The 16,806-nt window shown below is 40.4% G+C and carries 10 protein-coding genes; 7 read left to right on the top strand and 3 right to left on the bottom strand.

All coding sequences use genetic code 11. The features are described from left to right. The first annotated feature begins 865 nt into the window (after positions 1-865). The 4 genes from H6G92_RS12100 (at position 866) to H6G92_RS12085 (ending at position 8,754) form a co-directional block, all read left to right on the top strand. The gene (locus H6G92_RS12100) at positions 866-3,406 is read left to right on the top strand and encodes a proteasome protein (protein WP_190893929.1); all 2,541 of its coding nucleotides are present in this window, start codon (positions 866-868) and stop codon (positions 3,404-3,406) included. Between the two features lie 53 nt (positions 3,407-3,459). Continuing rightward, positions 3,460-4,293 (top strand): Rpn family recombination-promoting nuclease/putative transposase, encoded by an 834-nt coding sequence (locus H6G92_RS12095; protein ID WP_190893928.1) that lies wholly within the window; start codon positions 3,460-3,462, stop codon positions 4,291-4,293. A 218-nt stretch (positions 4,294-4,511) separates the two neighbouring features. Further along, a complete protein-coding gene (locus tag H6G92_RS12090; RefSeq protein WP_242059100.1) occupies positions 4,512-7,487 on the top strand; it encodes a molecular chaperone in 2,976 nt (991 codons plus the stop codon). A 175-nt stretch (positions 7,488-7,662) separates the two neighbouring features. Then, positions 7,663-8,754: a hypothetical protein gene (locus H6G92_RS12085; protein ID WP_190893927.1), complete on the top strand. Its 1,092-nt coding sequence runs from the start codon at positions 7,663-7,665 to the stop codon at positions 8,752-8,754. 102 nt (positions 8,755-8,856) lie between these two features. Here the strand turns inward: H6G92_RS12085 and H6G92_RS12080 are convergent, their stop codons facing one another. Then, positions 8,857-9,036 carry a high light inducible protein gene (locus H6G92_RS12080; protein WP_190893926.1) on the bottom strand — a complete coding sequence of 60 codons (180 nt, stop codon included), beginning with the start codon at positions 9,034-9,036 and terminating at the stop codon, positions 8,857-8,859. Positions 9,037-9,308: 272 nt separating this feature from the next. On the opposite strand from H6G92_RS12080, the gene H6G92_RS12075 reads away from it, so the two are divergent. Beyond that, complete coding sequence (locus H6G92_RS12075; RefSeq protein WP_190893925.1) at positions 9,309-10,232, top strand: DMT family transporter; 924 nt, start codon at positions 9,309-9,311, stop codon at positions 10,230-10,232. A 431-nt stretch (positions 10,233-10,663) separates the two neighbouring features. Next, positions 10,664-12,370, top strand: a complete 1,707-nt coding sequence (locus tag H6G92_RS12070) for an alpha/beta hydrolase (RefSeq protein WP_190893924.1) — start codon at positions 10,664-10,666, stop codon at positions 12,368-12,370. 239 nt (positions 12,371-12,609) lie between these two features. Here the strand turns inward: H6G92_RS12070 and H6G92_RS12065 are convergent, their stop codons facing one another. Continuing rightward, the gene (locus tag H6G92_RS12065; RefSeq protein ID WP_190893923.1) at positions 12,610-12,864 is read right to left on the bottom strand and encodes a DUF7219 family protein; all 255 of its coding nucleotides are present in this window, start codon (positions 12,862-12,864) and stop codon (positions 12,610-12,612) included. 461 nt (positions 12,865-13,325) lie between these two features. Continuing rightward, positions 13,326-13,922, bottom strand: a complete 597-nt coding sequence (locus H6G92_RS12060; RefSeq protein WP_190893922.1) for a response regulator — start codon at positions 13,920-13,922, stop codon at positions 13,326-13,328. Positions 13,923-14,420: 498 nt separating this feature from the next. On the opposite strand from H6G92_RS12060, the gene H6G92_RS12055 reads away from it, so the two are divergent. Further along, a complete protein-coding gene (locus tag H6G92_RS12055; RefSeq protein ID WP_190893921.1) occupies positions 14,421-16,757 on the top strand; it encodes an ATP-binding protein in 2,337 nt (778 codons plus the stop codon). The last annotated feature ends 49 nt before the right edge of the window (positions 16,758-16,806 follow it).

Here is a 16,806-nt window from a genome sequence, read left to right as displayed (position 1 = left end):
TGTATAAAACTTCCTGTTTTACTGTAAATAAATTGAAAAAATGCTGAAGTTATGATTAAGATTAACTTCAGCATTTTTGGTGGAATTTAAACTCTCCATATCTCTGGGAAGTTTTTTGACTTTGTTTCTTCTTAAATTCGCTTATAAATGCATCTTAGCTATGTAATTGCATTGCTCAAAAACCTGATTTAGCTTTACGGAAATTATATGATTTCCTGTAAAGCACTTACATCTTTATAATAAATTCACAATAATCAAGAATTTCATATCAAATCAATATTGATTTTTTATCAAGAAGAATTCAGCATGAATTAGAGTCCTGGCAACTATAAGTCGCACGCCAGTTGCTTCTCCTGTTCGGAGACGCTACGCGTAGCTTGCTTCCCCGAAGGATTACAAGTCGGGCATTGGCTATACAGACAAAACCCACCTCTGTGGGTTCGAAATTTTTAATTTTTCATGTTTTCCGCGTAGGCAGACTTTGCTTGTATAGTAGCGAATTATATTCACCTAATACTTTTCGGACATCCTCTTAAAATAATGGGTACAAAATGGTTTAATACCAACATTTGTACTAAGCAGTCTCCAGACCATTTGTGGTATAAAACTCTACTATATTGATTCTTACTCCTGTTAGCAGTAGCGGGGCGTTTAGCCCATTCTGACTTCTGAATTCTTCTTCAATTTTCCCCGCCAAACCAGATTTTTCAAAATTGTCTTAACCGTTCAAAACGCCTCATACCAAAATCGCAAATTAAATGAGAGAAATGCTAAATGTAATATCAACACGTTGCAACAATGGCTGGCGATCGCGTTTTATATGTTATAAAGCTCACAGAAATTAATGTTAGGCGGAAACTACTTTATGGAACCAGATAAACTGGGCCGTTTTAAGGAGTACGGCGAATTCATCCTCCGAAAGATAGATTCTGTGCCCCAGCACCCTTCAAAACAAGAAGATTGGGTTCCAGCTAGTCTTGACGACTGTCTCTTGCGTCTGCGGTCAGCTGCCCAGAAAACTGTAGACCTTGCAACTTCACCCGTGAAAATTGGGGTGATGGGGGAATTCAGTAGTGGGAAAACTTTACTTTTAGGCAGTCTAATTGGATATGCAGATGCTTTGCCAGTCAGTGAGAATCCCACTACAGGTAATGTTACCGCCATACATATCATACCGCAAGACGAATTTGCAACTACACAGTTAAGTAATTTTACTGTAGATTATCTTTCTCATGAAGGAGTCCATGAGTGTCTACGCTTCATGCTAGGCGAAGCCAATAAACGGACAGCAGCAGCTGGACTTCCTCCGATACCAGTATCGAAACTCAACTCTGGCAAAGATATTATTGGCTGGTGTGAAGAAGCATGGAATAGCAGTAACAATTTAGAGCTACGTTATTTACTCCGGGAGTTGGTATTATTCCTGCGGGCTTATCAAGCCTATGGAGAAGTTATGTGTGGTGGGCGCTACCAGATTGATGCTACCACCGCCCGCGAAGGGCTACAGCTGGTCGAACAGCCAATGGCAATCCAAACTATGAAATTTGAGGATTTACCACCAGCGCACATCCGATTACCGAGTCCACCCCAGAGGCTACCAACAAAGTTATTGCAAAACAGTTTCCCACTCATCCGCCGCGTAGATATCGATGTGAAAATATCACGGGAAATTTGGGATTTTGCAGGTGCAGCTAAATTTATTCTCATCGACTTCCCGGGATTAGGGGCTGCTAATTCGGGGGCTAGGGATACCTTTTTGTCACTGCGAGAATTGGCAGAAGTACAGACAATTTTGGTACTGCTAAATGGTAAATCTCCAGGGAGCGATCGCGCCAATAAAATCTTTACGATGATGCAGCAGCAGCGACCGGGACAAGACCTGAAAGATTTAATTCTCGTAGGTGTGGGTCGCTTTGATCAACTACCCCTAGACAGCGAGGGTGGCGAAAGAGAACTTGACCAACTAATTGAAGATAGACATTTACAAGAGGAAACCGTTTTCCAAAAACTCAAAGTTCTGCAAACTACCATTGACGGTGCAGAAGCATTTACAACCCAAAAAGACCGCATCGTTTTACTGTCGCCACTGTTGGGACTAGCTGAATTGGCAAAACGTTCTAGTACAGTCAAAGCAGGCTCAACAGAGTTTTTGGCTAACTTAGACTATCCTGATTACCTAGATCGGTCTAAACGGCTACAAGATAAATGGGGGCGCTTAAGTGAACGGCTACTAGATGCTGATACCCGTAGTTCTTTGGGCAAACAGGTAGGTTACTTTAGTCAAGATGGGGGCCTTAGTAAGCTGCGGGAATTGATTCAAAACCACGTAGCTACTCATGGTCTGAAGCAACTGTATGAAGATACTCGCAGAGCGGCTGATGTGGTGAGTCAGCAACAAGATCACTTGAAAGACATCATAGATGAAATTCACGAGCAAGGCATCCCCACAGGAGACAGTCCCGCCTTTATCGAATTGCGCTTTGTGGTCGAAAGCTTGGATAAAATCTATCGGAATTTTCAAAAAGATTTAGGGACAGAACCACTCAAAGATCGGCGCGGTGTTGTCGTCAGCGATGTAGTTAAAGACGAACTCACTTTTAGAATCCTCAATTGGAACCAGTGGACTTTACTCTTCAACAAAGCCAACAATGGAGCGATCGCTCTAGCGGAATCTAAAGGTGCAGCTGGGAAATTATTTGATCGGGGAAATCGCGTAAATACTTCCCTTCCGACTAAAAGCGATGATTTTTATCCAGTATTTGAGAAAACCGTTAAAGAAGTAGAAGATTTTGCCCGCGATCGCATCCATCAAGCAGTGGTAGATTTGTTGAATCAATTGTCAAATTATGTAGCTCCAGAACGTGAACAATTGCAGGCATTTTTCCATCCAGAAATGGAGCAAGAAATCGAAGAAAAATTTGGTTTTGAAGATGCCGATCTCTTTTACAAATTATTACTAGGATGCGATCCTAACGAATGGAAGGAAGCAATCATCTCGGAAATCAGTAGTAAAGACAAAACCGTTGCACCCGAAATCATCTTTCCCTTAGCGCGTCAAGACGAGAAACACAATGTTGGTCAAATCTTTGACTGGGCACCAGAAAAAAGCCAAGGTTTACCTAGATCGAGCAACCACCAACTTTTAGTACTGCGGCTACGAGATGAAATCACCGCTAGCGCTAGCCTTCATCTCGTGCAGTATGTTAGCGAAGTTAATCAGCAAATTAATTCGGAAATAGAAGGCATTTTGGATCAAATTATTCCTAGTTTGCAAAACCTCTCAAAAAAAGAAACTTTGCTGAGATATTTGGCAGCTGGTGACTTGCCATCTGAGACAGAAATTCCTACTTGGTTGCAGATTATTTCAGAACTGGCTGCTGTTTCTTACTTAGATGATTTGAGATAAGCTAACTCAGAATATGACTGATTGCGATCGGCTACGGTTATGAGGATGTATTTGTGAGACGTGATGCGATTTTTTATACAATTTTCAAGCGTGTCCCAGGATTGTTTTTCGAGTTAGTAGAACAACCACCAGCCGAAGCTAGTAGCTATCGCTTTGAATCAGTTGAAGTTAAAGAACCAACATTTCGGATTGATGGGGTATTTTTACCGTCACCTGATGCAGCATCTCAGATGATCTTTTTTGCTGAGGTACAATTCCAAAGAGATGAGTTACTGTACCATCGGTTTTTCTCAGAATCCATGCTGTATATGTATCGTAACCCATCGCTTTACGATGACTGGTACGGGGTAATTATTTTACAGTCTCGCAGCTTGGAACCGGAAAACACCACTATTCACAGATCGTTACTGAACAGTTCCCAAGTACAACGGATTTATTTAGATGAGTTAGGTAGCCCTGATGAGCAAAAAGTAGGTATCAGTTTGATGCAGTTAACTATTGCTTCAGACAATCAAATGGTGCAAGAAGCTAAACGTTTAATAGAGCGGGTGCAACAAGAACAGATAACTGTTTTAGCTAAGAAGGAGATAATAGATGTAATCACAACTATCGCTGTTTATAAATTTGCCAACTTAAGTCGTGAAGAGGTAGAGGCAATGTTAGGAGTTAAGTTAGAAGAAACTAGAGTTTATCAAGAAGCTAAACAAGAGGGACTAGAACAAGGATTAGAACTAGGACGAGAACAAGGACGAGAACTAGCAAAACTTGAACTTGTACCTCGGTTCTTAGCTCGTGGTATGTCGATGGAAGAGGTTGCCCAATTACTTAATTTAACCATCGAACAAGTAAGACTTACAACTGAGCAAGAATCTTCAACATCAACTTAATAACTGCTGCAATTCTCATAGCGATCGCCTAGTTTGGGCTACGCCTATGCCCTTTCATATAAAAGCGTAGCCCAACGTAGATATCGCGCCAAATAAAAAAGCCAGTGCTAAAGAGAATCAATGGTACAAGACCAAAAATTCTCTAAATTTGTAATTTTATGATCAAACATTACAGTTTTTAGCCAGCTATAAAACAAACAACAGAAAGTGATACTATAATGAACCCTTTTCAACTCAACAAATATAGCGATCAAGAACCAAGCGAGAAACAACAAAAAAGATTTCCGGGATGGTTTGCTTTAGATTTTGGTACATCGAATTCCACAGTTACACTCTTCGATCCAATTGAAGTACCGATCGCAGAAATTCTACCAAAAGAACAAGAGATGCGGTTGCGCGATCGCTTATCACAATGGCTGAGTTCTCCCGCCTCAGTAGCTTTACCAGATGTCAGCGCTGATGATTGGGAAAAGTTTATCGGAGAAATTAGCAAAAACCTGGAGATAGAACCCAGTCGATTGAGCGAAGTCTTTGAAAGTGACAATAAAGAGCGATTTTTGGAAGCAATTCGCCAAATTGAACTTTCTTTAGGAAACAGCGAGAGGTTCCGCCGTGCTGTCAGCAAAAAACTTTACCAAATTTATCATGAGGTGTTCCGCGTCCCTACCCTAGAGTCGCAAAATCTGATCCCAGTTGTACTGGATATCGATCGCCGCGATACGGAAATTCCCAGCGAGTCGGAAATTTCGCACTTAGGAGACTTAAAACTGCGAATGGGTAGGGAAGCTAGAGATAACCGAAAAAAAGCGATCGCTCAAGGTACAAGCGGTTCTTTAAAGGAAATTATCAGCAGATTTCACCATTCACCCAAACGCTATTTTGGTCAGGATCGGTTGTTTCCAGTTATTTTGGATGGTGAAGAAGAATTAATTACCGCTAACCAACTGATCCAATCTGCTTGGGCGCATTTAATCGAGTTAACTGAAGATTACCGCCAACGCGCCCAACGCCGATTTTCAGAAGGAGATTTTTTAACAGCAGTTGTCACCTACCCCACTGTCGCCCCACCAGTTGTTCGCAAGGAAGTTAAGGAATTAGTTGAGCAGTTGGGGATCGATGATGTGCAAACTGCTTATGATGAAGCCGTTTCTGTGGCGATATTCTTTTTATGGCGAGAATTTGGTGGTAATCTCAACATTGGGATTGAGTCATTCAAAACTCGTTGTCGCCAAGCAGGAAACAAATGGTCACAAAATGTTCTCGTCTTGGATATTGGCGGGGGAACCACAGACTTAGCTTTAATTGAACTGACTTTAGAAGATAAAACTCCTAGTTTTGCCGATTATGAAGACCGAGGTTTAGGAGGACGTTACTATAAACTTACCCCCAAACTATTAGGTTCATCTGGTCATTTACAGTTAGGCGGCGAGTTAATTACACTGCGAATTTTTAGATTATTAAAAGTTGCGATCGCAGACTTTTTATTGACAGCAGTAACAACAGGTGATATTGAAAGTGAAAGGCTAGAAGATTTAATTAGCTCTGAGTTAAACGAACGCTTTCTAGAACAAGGAAAATTCAAAAGTGGCAGTATTTTAAAATGTCTAGATAAAGAGAATCCAGAAGGCGATATTGCTTACAAAGATGCCCTAGATACTGCCGAGAAAGTATTACCTACCCGTTGGCAACAAGCACCCCAACGCCTGCAATCATTTTATATTCTTTGGGATTATGCGGAAGCTGCTAAACTTAAACTTGGGCAAAAAGCACCAGTAGATAATTCTCTATTAACCTTCACACTTACTGAACAACAAATTTCTGAACTGCTCACCCAAAGCGCCGTTAAATTGGAAGTCAAAGATCCAAATAGCATCTGCGTCACCCTAGATAACCAGCAATTTGAACGAGCCGCCGTTTCAGGAATTAAAGAAGCGATCGGTATTGCTAAAGGTTTGATGGAAAGTCGCTTGCGTCCCGATGATATCACCAAAGATTCTTGGAATTCCCAAAAAGTTGATTGGTTAATTCTATCTGGAAAAACTTGTAATTTAGACATAGTACAGCGGCAAATCTATCAAGAATTTAGTAAATCTCCATATTTTGTCTGGAATCCAGAACGAATTACCTTTGTGTTGGAATTTACCAAATTAGCCACCTCCGCCGGTGCTTGCTATGCCGAGAAGCTGCGAAGATTAAGGTTCGATCCAGAAGAGTCTAAAAGCTTGCTGCGTAAGGGAGCCAACCAGCTAGAAATTGATGTCAAAAATCTGTTTTATTATTTACCCTGCAACTTCAAACGCAAAACTCAAAGTAATGATTTACTCACCATATTCAAAGCCGGACAAGAACTTTATCAACTCGCACCTTGGGAAACTGTCGCCAAGGTTCGGACTGCATGGCAAGGAATTCAATTAACTAATATTATTTACCGTCAAGACTACGAGGATGGAGATTTACGACTATGGGGTAGCTTTGACGGTAAAAACCTCATGAATAAATTGGGAATGCAAGAAGCAGAGTTTCTGAAAAAAATTAAAGTCCAGTTTGAGATTGACCAAACCCTTGAATTTAGTGTGTTGCTTTGTCAGGGAAATCCCCATTATTTAATTGATATTTCTGGCATTGATTTGGAATCGGTAGTTTCAGAAACTTCAGCACTATTTGCTGATGGTAAATTGAACTGGAATATTGCTGTGGAACGTTTCAATAAAGACTTAAATGATGGTGATATTGCCGTCAATGTTATTGAGTCTGCAACTGTTGATCAACCAGATGCCTATCATCTTGTATTTGAAGTAGGAAATGATGGTAGTAAATTGTTCCAAAAATTCCATTATCTGCGCGATGGTGTGACGGAACCAGGAATTGGGTTAATTAGTAATCCTTTACCTCCATTTCCGCAAACTGGCCAGCATACTTTCTATGTTTATCAAACAGATGCAGAAACTAATAGCAAAAAATGGATACGAATTGGCGCACTCAGAAAACCAGATGTGACAACAGATTACCCTTGCCAATATCGGGTAACTCTCGATGATCAAGGCATTCTGCGGATGCACGCTGGTGAAGTACCTTACTGGACATCAAACAGTCAGGAATGCTTAAAGGAAGAAGGATGCGTTTATCTTGCTGAATTAGAATTGCAGCCGAATGAGGTTGATAAAGAACGCGATCCATTTTGCGGTATACATTAACTCTTGCATTAAAACTTTGCGTTCCTCTGCGTTGAAAAAAATTAAGATTTTTAAACGCATAGGCGCAACTCTTGGAGACGCTACGCGAACGCCTTCCCGTAGGGTAAGGGTGCAGAGGTTTGCCAAATTTAATTCGCTACGAATCATATACAGGTAATATTTGGAGGTGAGATTCATGCAGCACTTGCGTCAATTATTAGAGATAGAAAACTCAGAGTTAGCCCAATTACTGCGGTTTAGTTTGTATGGACTAGAGGCTACTTTAAATCAGGCTCGCACAAAATTTCCACTAGATCCAGGATCTAAAATATGCGATGAGGTGCTGCAAGAACTTCATAACCTGTTGCAACCTGCACCCCCACAGCAAAATATTGGTTGGGAAGATGCGCCAGATGATTTAAAACTAAGTCACCTGCGGGAAGCTTTCGATTCTGACTCAGAACTTAATTATTATCTGGGTAATTCCCAACTGCAAAGCACAACGGACTCAGATTTATGGAATGAGATTCAACGCAAACTGCTGCGAGTCCCAGAGGATTTAGCTGCAACTTGGCGATCGCGCACCTTGGATTTAGCTCAAGAAGTTGGTGCGATCGCAGATAATTCTAACCTCTATCAACTTCCCTTTATCCGTGATGAAATTATCTACCCCGGTCTTAGTGGTACTGTTCAAACTCAGGGATTGAGCTTATATCAACAAGCACTGTCAAATCCTCAAAATACACAAGATAATGTATCCGATTTACCAGCGGCATTCCTATTTTTATATATGAATTTTATCGAAATAGACCCAGATTTACATCATGCTTTAAAGAGTGTTTTTAGCTTCGATGTCATTTCTTTACGCTCCAAACCAGAACAGCGCGATCAATATATTGATGCTTTAAGCGATCGCTTCCAACGCACCCAAAAAGCTGAGAAAAACACTGATCCCCTATCAATTCTGCGTACCTGGATTGACATTGACGAAGCAATACATTCTTTAGTATTCGTACCGCCGGCTGAACGTTATTCTTGGTGGGGAAAGCTACAACACGAATCACGACGCATCTTGAAGAAAGTCACTGATGAGGCAATTAATGCAGGTAATGAAGTGCGAATTCGCCAATTATCGGGACTTTATGCAGATATCTGTGCTTTATCCAAGGATGACTTACAACTAGACTGTGGTGGTATTCCTGGCGAAGTCTTAACTTGTCTTCGAGTATATGCACGAATTAATCAGGAAGAATCTCCAGGTCGTGTAATATTTCGCTCATCACGCTAGTTGCTGGCGAGTTTTTTAATTCTTGAGATGATGAGGCAAGGCAGACGATTTTGCAAATCTCCGCTTTGCCTCATCATCTAATGAAGGTAAAAACGTTTAAATTTATAAAATGCCCCAGAAGTGTAAAATCCCTTGACCAGAAAACACTTCAAGTGCAACAGCAGATATAAAACCAATCATTGCAAAACGACCGTTCCAGTTTTCGCTCTGAGGAGTGAAGCCCCAGCGCAAAGCATTAGGATCTTCTGAAACCGAAGGCGTAGTCTTCTTAACGTCTGCCATAAATAATACTCCGAGCTTTTATGTTGTAACAGTTATCACTGCCTGTAAAGTAATGTAACAGGTTTTTACGAAAATGCAACATAAACTCAATATAAAATTCAGTAGTATATATTACGGGTGCGTAATTTTAGCGCCGACAGCAAATTATCTATGACTTACTACCGGGCAAAAATAGAGGTAATGGTTTCTCAACAAGAGCTTGATAAAATTTAGATATGCAAATTAGATATGTTTCAATTTATCATCAGCCCTACTTTGAGTAGGATATTTAAATGTCACTACATCAAAGTTCTGGTCGGTGGCGCTTAGGGCTAGCGTTATCGCTATTGACGGTCTTATTGTGGGGAATTTTACCTATTGCTCTGGCGGTAACTCTGCAAGTGCTTGATGTATATACCGTCATTTGGTTTCGCTTTTTGGTATCATTTTTACTCCTTGCCGTGTATTTAGGAATACGCGGCAAGTTACCAAAGTTAGAACAACTGCATTCTGCTTCTTGGAAATTACTAGCGATCGCTACACTCTTTTTAGGGATTAATTACTTTCTGTTCATGCAAGGTTTAGCACTAACATCACCTGCTAACGCTGAAGTTCTCATTCAATTATCTACCCTTTTATTAGGTTTCGGAGGGTTAGTGATTTTTAAAGAACGTTATCGGCTGTATCAATGGATTGGTGTCAGTGTAATGACTTGTGGTTATCTATTATTCTTTCGAGAACAACTAACAAATTTAATTACAGCGCATGGTACATACATACTAGGCAGTGTTTTGATTGTGCTAGGAGCAATGGCATGGGCTATTTATGCTTTGGCACAAAAGCAGTTATTACAGTCTTTATCTTCCTCCAGTATTATGCTGATTATTTATGGGGGTTGTGCTTTATTCTTCACTCCTCTAGCTAAAATAAAATCACTTTTTATACTTGATGGGTTCCATTTAGGAATGTTGGTTTTTTGTGCTTTTAATACTTTAATCGCTTACGGTGCCTTTGCCGAATCATTAGAACATTGGGAAGCATCACGAGTCAGTGCAGTAATAGCTTTAGCTCCCATTGTGACATTAATATCAGTCGCAGTTGTATCAGTTATTGCACCTACTTTGATACCATCAGAACACTTCAGTTTTATAGCAATATTAGGAGCGGGTTTAGTAGTCACAGGATCAGTAGCTATCGCACTGGGAAAAGCTGATTAACAGGAAGGATTTTCAGAATTTTTACTGGGTTTTTCATCTAGTGAATTCGTGACATATTCAAAGCTACAACATAAATACTGAGGCAGATGATTTTTTATTTGTTATGATTTGATAGTGAAGGCAAGCTACGGAAGCCAGTTTCTTATATGATGGATAGTTTACCCATCTGTGTGGCTCTGTAGTATCTGATTTTTGACTTTATAGCCAAGAAAAAAATTCTTGAAGAAGAATTGATAAATCAGAATCCAGGAGTCAGATAAAGCTTTCTACATTCGCAAGTCATACACAATTCATACTGAATTCTAACGACTGACTCCTAAATTCTGTTTTGAAAAAATTGAGGCTAAAAACTTTAAGTAAACCAAGCAGGGTGCCCGAATAACTACCAAAGCCAACACCTGATAAAACCAGACCACCGAAACAGTTGAGCGATGAATAGTTTGTTTGGTAATTGGGCCAGTACCCTGAGAAATAATTTCTTATTGCTGGTTCTTTCAACACTGCTGCCAACATTTGGAATTAGTAATTCTGTCTTGGCAGCAGAGCGGATTTATGCATCTTATTCAGCTTTAGAGCTTTCCATTTCAGTCACCACTTTAGAAAACTACGCCAGAACAGGTGTAATTAACGAAGATTTGGCAGCGTATCAGCAATATCTGCCTCTACAACAGCTTCAAGAATTGCGGCGGATTTTACTCAATCGTGTGAAAGTTAATCCAGCAATAGTTTCGCAACTTCTCTACACACCGCAAGGAGAATTTTTGCTGCATCGGTTGGCGCAAGTCATTAAAACCAGTCAGCCAGAACCAGGATTTGGTACTTTACGTTCGGCGTTAATTTTAGCCTCTGCTGAATCGGGAGGCTTGACACTTTTGAATGTGTTGCGTAAATATCCCACAAGCAGCATTCGCCTTGATGTTGCAGAGACTTTGGATATAGCTACGGAATTAGAGAAACTTGTTAACCAAACCCATCGGGCGATCGCAGCAGTTTCCCAAGAGTCTAAAATAGAAGCTGCTACCATCAAACAACCAAATTTCTCGCAATTGCCAGATTTACAAGTTCCGGGAAAGTTGAAGTCGCAAAAATATACCCTAAAGTTTTTCGACTCAACGCGCAATCGGCTTTTATTAACTGATGTTTATATTCCAAATGTCAAGAATGCTGCACCCGTAATTGTAATTTCTCATGGCTTGGGTTTAGACAGCAGCAATTTTCAATATTTAGCTACTCATCTAGCTTCTTACGGATTCGCCATCGTCGTTCCCAATCATCCTGGTAGTGATGCTAAACAATTACGTTCTCTGTTGAATGGACGCGCCAATGAAATAGCAGAACCAAGTGAATTTAAAGACCGTCCCTTGGATGTCACATATATCCTGAATCAATTGGAAAAAGGTAATCAATCTGATTCACGATTTAAAGGTCGGTTAAATCTGCAACAAGTCGGAGTATTTGGTCAATCTTTGGGAGGCTACACAGCCTTAGCCCTAGCAGGCGCTAAAATCAACTTTGAGCAGCTAAAACAAGACTGTCAACCAGCAGCACTGCAAAATACCTGGAACATGTCTTTACTGCTTCAGTGTCGCGCTTTAGAATTGAGCATCAGTAAGTCTGGCAAGGATTATAACCTGCGGGATGAGAGAGTGAAAGCTGCGATCGCAGTTAATCCTATTACTAGTTCTATTTTCGGCAAAGCTGGCTTAAGTCAAATAAAAACTCCAGTGATGATTGTCAGCAGTAGCGATGATACAGTTGCACCAGCTTTATCCGAACAAATTCTACCTTTCTCCTGGTTTGCAAATTCACAAAAGTATCTCGTCATGCTTGTAGGTGGCACCCACTTTTCCACCATTGGTAATGGGAACCCCGCAAATCAACAAGTAGCATTATCTGCCGATATGATTGGCGATGCTTCTCAAGCGCGTCGTTACATGAATGTTTTAAGTTTACCTTTCTTCCAAACCTATGTTGCAGGAAGACTGCAATACACCCCCTACCTTAACGCCGCCTACACCCAAAGCATTTCTAGTAAGTCTCTTGGTTTGAGTCTCGTCAAGTCATTGAATACAACTGAATTAACACAATTGCTGGATGTAAAAGGAGCTAAACCTGCAAAAAAGTTCCCAACACCATAGTCAGCTTCGGATTTTGGATGCTGGATATTGGTGTTGCATTGCTGAATGTGATGATTTTTATTTGACTTGTACAGACTTAATTAATTATGCCTGTGCAGTTTATTTGCACTTTCATGCAAACATAAAAGCTATACGACCTAGAAAAAACTATTTTCATCTGCTGAATCAGCAGATGAAAATCTCACGCATTCGCCGTAAGGCTTTCCCGCTTTTTTAAACGCAAAGCTAGAAAGAAAAGTTCATCGGTCTTGTTCATTAGCAATTCCCAGTTCCTTTTTGCTGTGCTTCAACTCTTTCCAAAGTCCTTTAATCTGCTTGTAAGCTTCTTCAGGAGCAAGCTTTCCTGATGTTTCTAAAATCGAGATGAAGCTAACTTTTTGAGCAAATTCTTGGAGATTGGCGTTAAATACTAGACACTCTGGCCGAATTTGACCGTAGTAACGACTGCGTGCATAAAAAAATCTGTTTTTATCTGGCTGATTGGGTTGTACCATTAGCTACGCTCCTATCTATAATTTTTATTTATAATAGTCAACTAATTCAAAAACTGGTGTGACTGTCGTTACAACATATTTCCCTTTAGGCTTCTAATCTGAACTGTAGCAAGAGATTCGAGAAACACTCTTGTGTTTCCCATTGAAGTAGCCTTTCTACATCCCCAACCTATTGAGTAAAGACTATCGCTTGTATCGACAGTAGAAGCAAGAGAGGCTGCTGAGGTTGCTTTTTCTTTCATACACAAGCTGCTATTGACAGCTTAGTAAGATTATAGTTACTTTTTATAAACTCGAAAAGCTTTCTTAAGATAGATTTAAAACCATTTTTAGTAAGTATGGCAAAACTATACCTTTTACACAAAAGCATTCGTCTACCCGTGACCGATAATACTTGCTAGAGCTTCGAGTTATTTGTGCTGTAATTTCAGTATAGAGAGAGCAGAGCTACTATAAAGCCCCTAAAGGGCTGAGGTTACCTTACGAGTAGGGAAATAATCTTCATTTATCGCCTTTTGAAAGGTAGGCATTTTCTCTAAACAGGAATAGTCGCCAAATAATGAAAAACTTCTTTTACTGGAACATCTAAGTAGTTTTGCTACTTCTATTATCAACTGTGTAGGATTTGATGGCTTTTTCATATAAGTTTGAAACCCAGATGCAAGAGCTTTTGTGTGAACTTTATCTTCAGCACTGCCACTAAAAGCGATCGCTGGAATTTCTCTAATTTGTGCTGACTTAAGTGCTCGAACTTTCTGTATTAACGAATACCCAGATTCACCTGGCATATCAATATCGCTAATTAGAAGATCCAGTTTACATCCCTTAATTATCTCAAATGCTTCCAAAGCTGATGATGCCGTCATCACCTGAATTCCATACTTTTTAAGAACACGGCTAATCAAGACAAGAATATCTTGATTATCATCTACGATTAGAATTGTCATTCCTTTAAAAATATCTACATTTTTTATATCTTTCAAAGGATGCAAATCTTCAAAAGCTATCTGGCTTCTATCTTCAAGAGAATGTGCATCCTCAAAATGGTCTGACACCATATATTCGCCTCCTGAGTTGGCTAATCAATTAGGGAGGAAATCCTACAGGTAGCTAGCTGTCAACTAGCTGCCTAGTAAGCATTTTACAATGTTATTAACTTGATTTAATCAAGTTCTCTAATCGCTACTCCTATTTCGTTAGATATATAAAATTGGCTTGTTTTCTGAATATTAGTGTTTATTTTTACACAAAACGATATTCTTATGATTTAAGTTAAGTATTTTTGTAGTACGCCGCCACATAAGCCACAAGAGACGAAAGTTTGCTTCTTCTATCTCACTACCAGCCTCAACTATGTAATGAAGACAGCATTGGTTCTCAAATGTCCTCATGTTGCCAAGAGAGTGACATGAGGATATTAGTACTGAGTTTTATTTTGTAAAAAACGTCACAACACAATTGATGTGCGATCGCATTCATACTTATCAACATATACTTTAAAGAAATGTGACATTTAATTGCGCTATTGTAAAAATCAGCTTTACATAAGTTGATTTATGAGCCAGCCTGAAAATACTACTACCCAAGCTACCGCTCTGACTAACCACGATCACAAACCTATTCATATACCTGGCTCTATTCAACCTCATGGCGTTCTACTGGCACTCAGTACTCAGCTAGAGATAGTGCAAGTTAGCAACAATACCCAAGCTTATTTGGGTCAAGAGCCAGAAGATTTGCTCGGTAAACCGTTGAGCTATTTGCTAGCAGCTCAACAAATAGAAACTGTAAAGCAGTGCTCGGTAAAAGAAATTGGCAGAACTAATGCATTTAAAGTATCAATAAATACTTTGCATAGAGAACGATACTTTGACGCGATTGCTCATCGTACAGAAGAGGCTGTGATTCTGGAGTTAGAGCCGACAGATTCAAAATCTGAGGTGAGTTTCTTAGGCTTTCATGCTTTGGCGAGTGAAGCGATCGCAAAAATGCAAAGAACATCAAACCTGATAGAATTTTTGCATGTAGTGACACAAGAAGTCCAAAAAATCATCGGTTTTGATCGGGTAATGGTCTATCAATTTGACCAGTCGGGAGCGGGTTCTGTTGTTTCAGAAGTCAAACGGGAAGATTTATCACCTTATTTAGGACTCCACTATCCCGCTACAGATATTCCAGCGCAGGCTAGGGAGTTATACACACGCTGCTTTCTGCGATTTCTCCCCGATTTGACAGCCGAACCCGTCAAGCTAGTTCCAACGGAAAATCCGACAACACATCAGCATCTTGATTTAAGCTACTGTCTGCTACGAAGTTTTGATTGGTGTTGTGCTGAATATCATCAAAATATGGGAGTAAAGGCTCTTTTGGTGATTTCGCTCATTCAAGAGCAGAAGCTTTGGGGATTGATATCTTGCCATCATTTAACACCAAAGTATATTTCTTACGAAATCCGAAAGATGTGCGAATTTTTGGGACAGATTGTGTCTTCTGAATTAGCGCATAAAATTAGTTATTCAGAATGGGACTATAAGGTAAAGCTCAAATCGCTACAGTCTGATTTCCTTGAGTCCATTTCCCAAGCAGATAATTTTATCGATGCTTTAATTAAACCTGAAATCCGCTTGCTGGATCTTGTCAGTGCTTCAGGAGCAGCGGTTTGTCTGGATAATGAAATTACCCTTGTGGGAGCAACACCGAATATTCATGAAGTTCGGACGTTAATTGAATGGGCGGATACCCAAGTTAGTGACAATCTGTTTTTCACCGATTCTCTGCCGAAGCTTTACCCAGAGGCGCTCATCTTTAAAGATACCGCCAGTGGCTTGCTGCTACTGCGGATTTCTAAAGTCCGGCGTTATTATATTCTTTGGTTCCGCCCTGAAGTTATCCAAACAGTAAACTGGGCAGGTAATCCTAACGAATCCATTCAAGCTCAGACAGATGGTAGCTTTACCCTATCTCCACGAAAATCCTTTGAACAATGGCAAGAAACGGTTAGATTAACTTCTCTACCTTGGGAAACTTGTGAACTTGAGAGTGCGATCGCTCTGAGTAATGCGATCGTTGGTATTGTACTATCTAAGGCGGATGAGCTAGCTAAAATCAACCTGGAGTTAGAGCGCAGCAACCGGGAATTAGCCTCCTTTGCCTACGCCGCTTCCCATGACCTCAAAGAGCCTTTGCGAGGAATTTATAACTTCTCGACGGTGCTGCTAGAAGACTATGCCCAAGTATTAGATGATGAGGGAATTGAGTGCTTGCAAACAGTAGTTTCCTTGTCTGTACGCATGGAAACTCTCATTAATGCTCTGCTGCGACTTTCACAGTTAGGACAAGCACAACTGCGAGAGCAAGAAACTGACCTCAACGAATTGGTTACCCAAGTGATTGAAGTCTTTCGTGCTAGTCGCCAAGACTCTGGGCTTGTGAATATTCGCATTCCCCGGCCTTTACCAACAGTTCAGTGTGACCGAGTTCTCGTTAATGAAGTCTTTAGTAATCTTCTGGGCAATGCCTTTAAATACAACGATAAGCCAGAGCAATGGGTTGAGATTGGCTACCTTCCTCAAGAAGAGGAGCAGGGGGCAGGGAGCAAGGGAGAATTTTCCCCTCTGCCCCCCGCACCCCGCCCCTCTGCCTCTTTTCCATGCCCAATCCCCAATCCCCAATCCCCAATCTTTTATATCCGAGATAACGGTATTGGAATTCCCCAGCATCACCTAGAAACCATCTTTCGACTATTTAAGCGACTCCACTCCCAGGAAAAGTACGGTGGAGGAGCAGGTGCAGGACTAGCTATTGTTAAGAAGATTGTTGAGCTTCATAACGGTCAAATTTGGGTTGAATCTACCGTCGGTGTTGGCTCAATTTTTTATTTTACGCTGGAATAGTTTAATATAATAACCAAATATGTATTTTTGTTAAGTTCTTTTAAGACCA

It is taken from the genome of Nostoc foliaceum FACHB-393 (assembly GCF_014698505.1).
GTDB classification, from domain to species: Bacteria; Cyanobacteriota; Cyanobacteriia; order Cyanobacteriales; family Nostocaceae; genus Nostoc; species Nostoc foliaceum_A.
The sequence above is the reverse complement of the archived record's forward strand: the minus strand, read 5'-3'. Positions and strand labels throughout refer to the sequence as shown.

Bases quoted from the DNA above. Each gene is read 5' to 3' on its own strand.
- H6G92_RS12060 (WP_190893922.1), bottom strand. From the start codon at position 13,922: ATGGTGTCAGACCATTTTGAGGATGCACATTCTCTTGAAGATAGAAGC.
- H6G92_RS12100 (WP_190893929.1), top strand. From the start codon at position 866: ATGGAACCAGATAAACTGGGCCGTTTTAAGGAGTACGGCGAATTCATC.
- H6G92_RS12055 (WP_190893921.1), top strand. From the start codon at position 14,421: ATGAGCCAGCCTGAAAATACTACTACCCAAGCTACCGCTCTGACTAAC.
- H6G92_RS12080 (WP_190893926.1), bottom strand. From the start codon at position 9,036: ATGGCAGACGTTAAGAAGACTACGCCTTCGGTTTCAGAAGATCCTAAT.
- H6G92_RS12090 (WP_242059100.1), top strand. From the start codon at position 4,512: ATGAACCCTTTTCAACTCAACAAATATAGCGATCAAGAACCAAGCGAG.
- H6G92_RS12070 (WP_190893924.1), top strand. From the start codon at position 10,664: ATGAATAGTTTGTTTGGTAATTGGGCCAGTACCCTGAGAAATAATTTC.
- H6G92_RS12065 (WP_190893923.1), bottom strand. From the start codon at position 12,864: ATGGTACAACCCAATCAGCCAGATAAAAACAGATTTTTTTATGCACGC.
- H6G92_RS12075 (WP_190893925.1), top strand. From the start codon at position 9,309: ATGTCACTACATCAAAGTTCTGGTCGGTGGCGCTTAGGGCTAGCGTTA.
- H6G92_RS12085 (WP_190893927.1), top strand. From the start codon at position 7,663: ATGCAGCACTTGCGTCAATTATTAGAGATAGAAAACTCAGAGTTAGCC.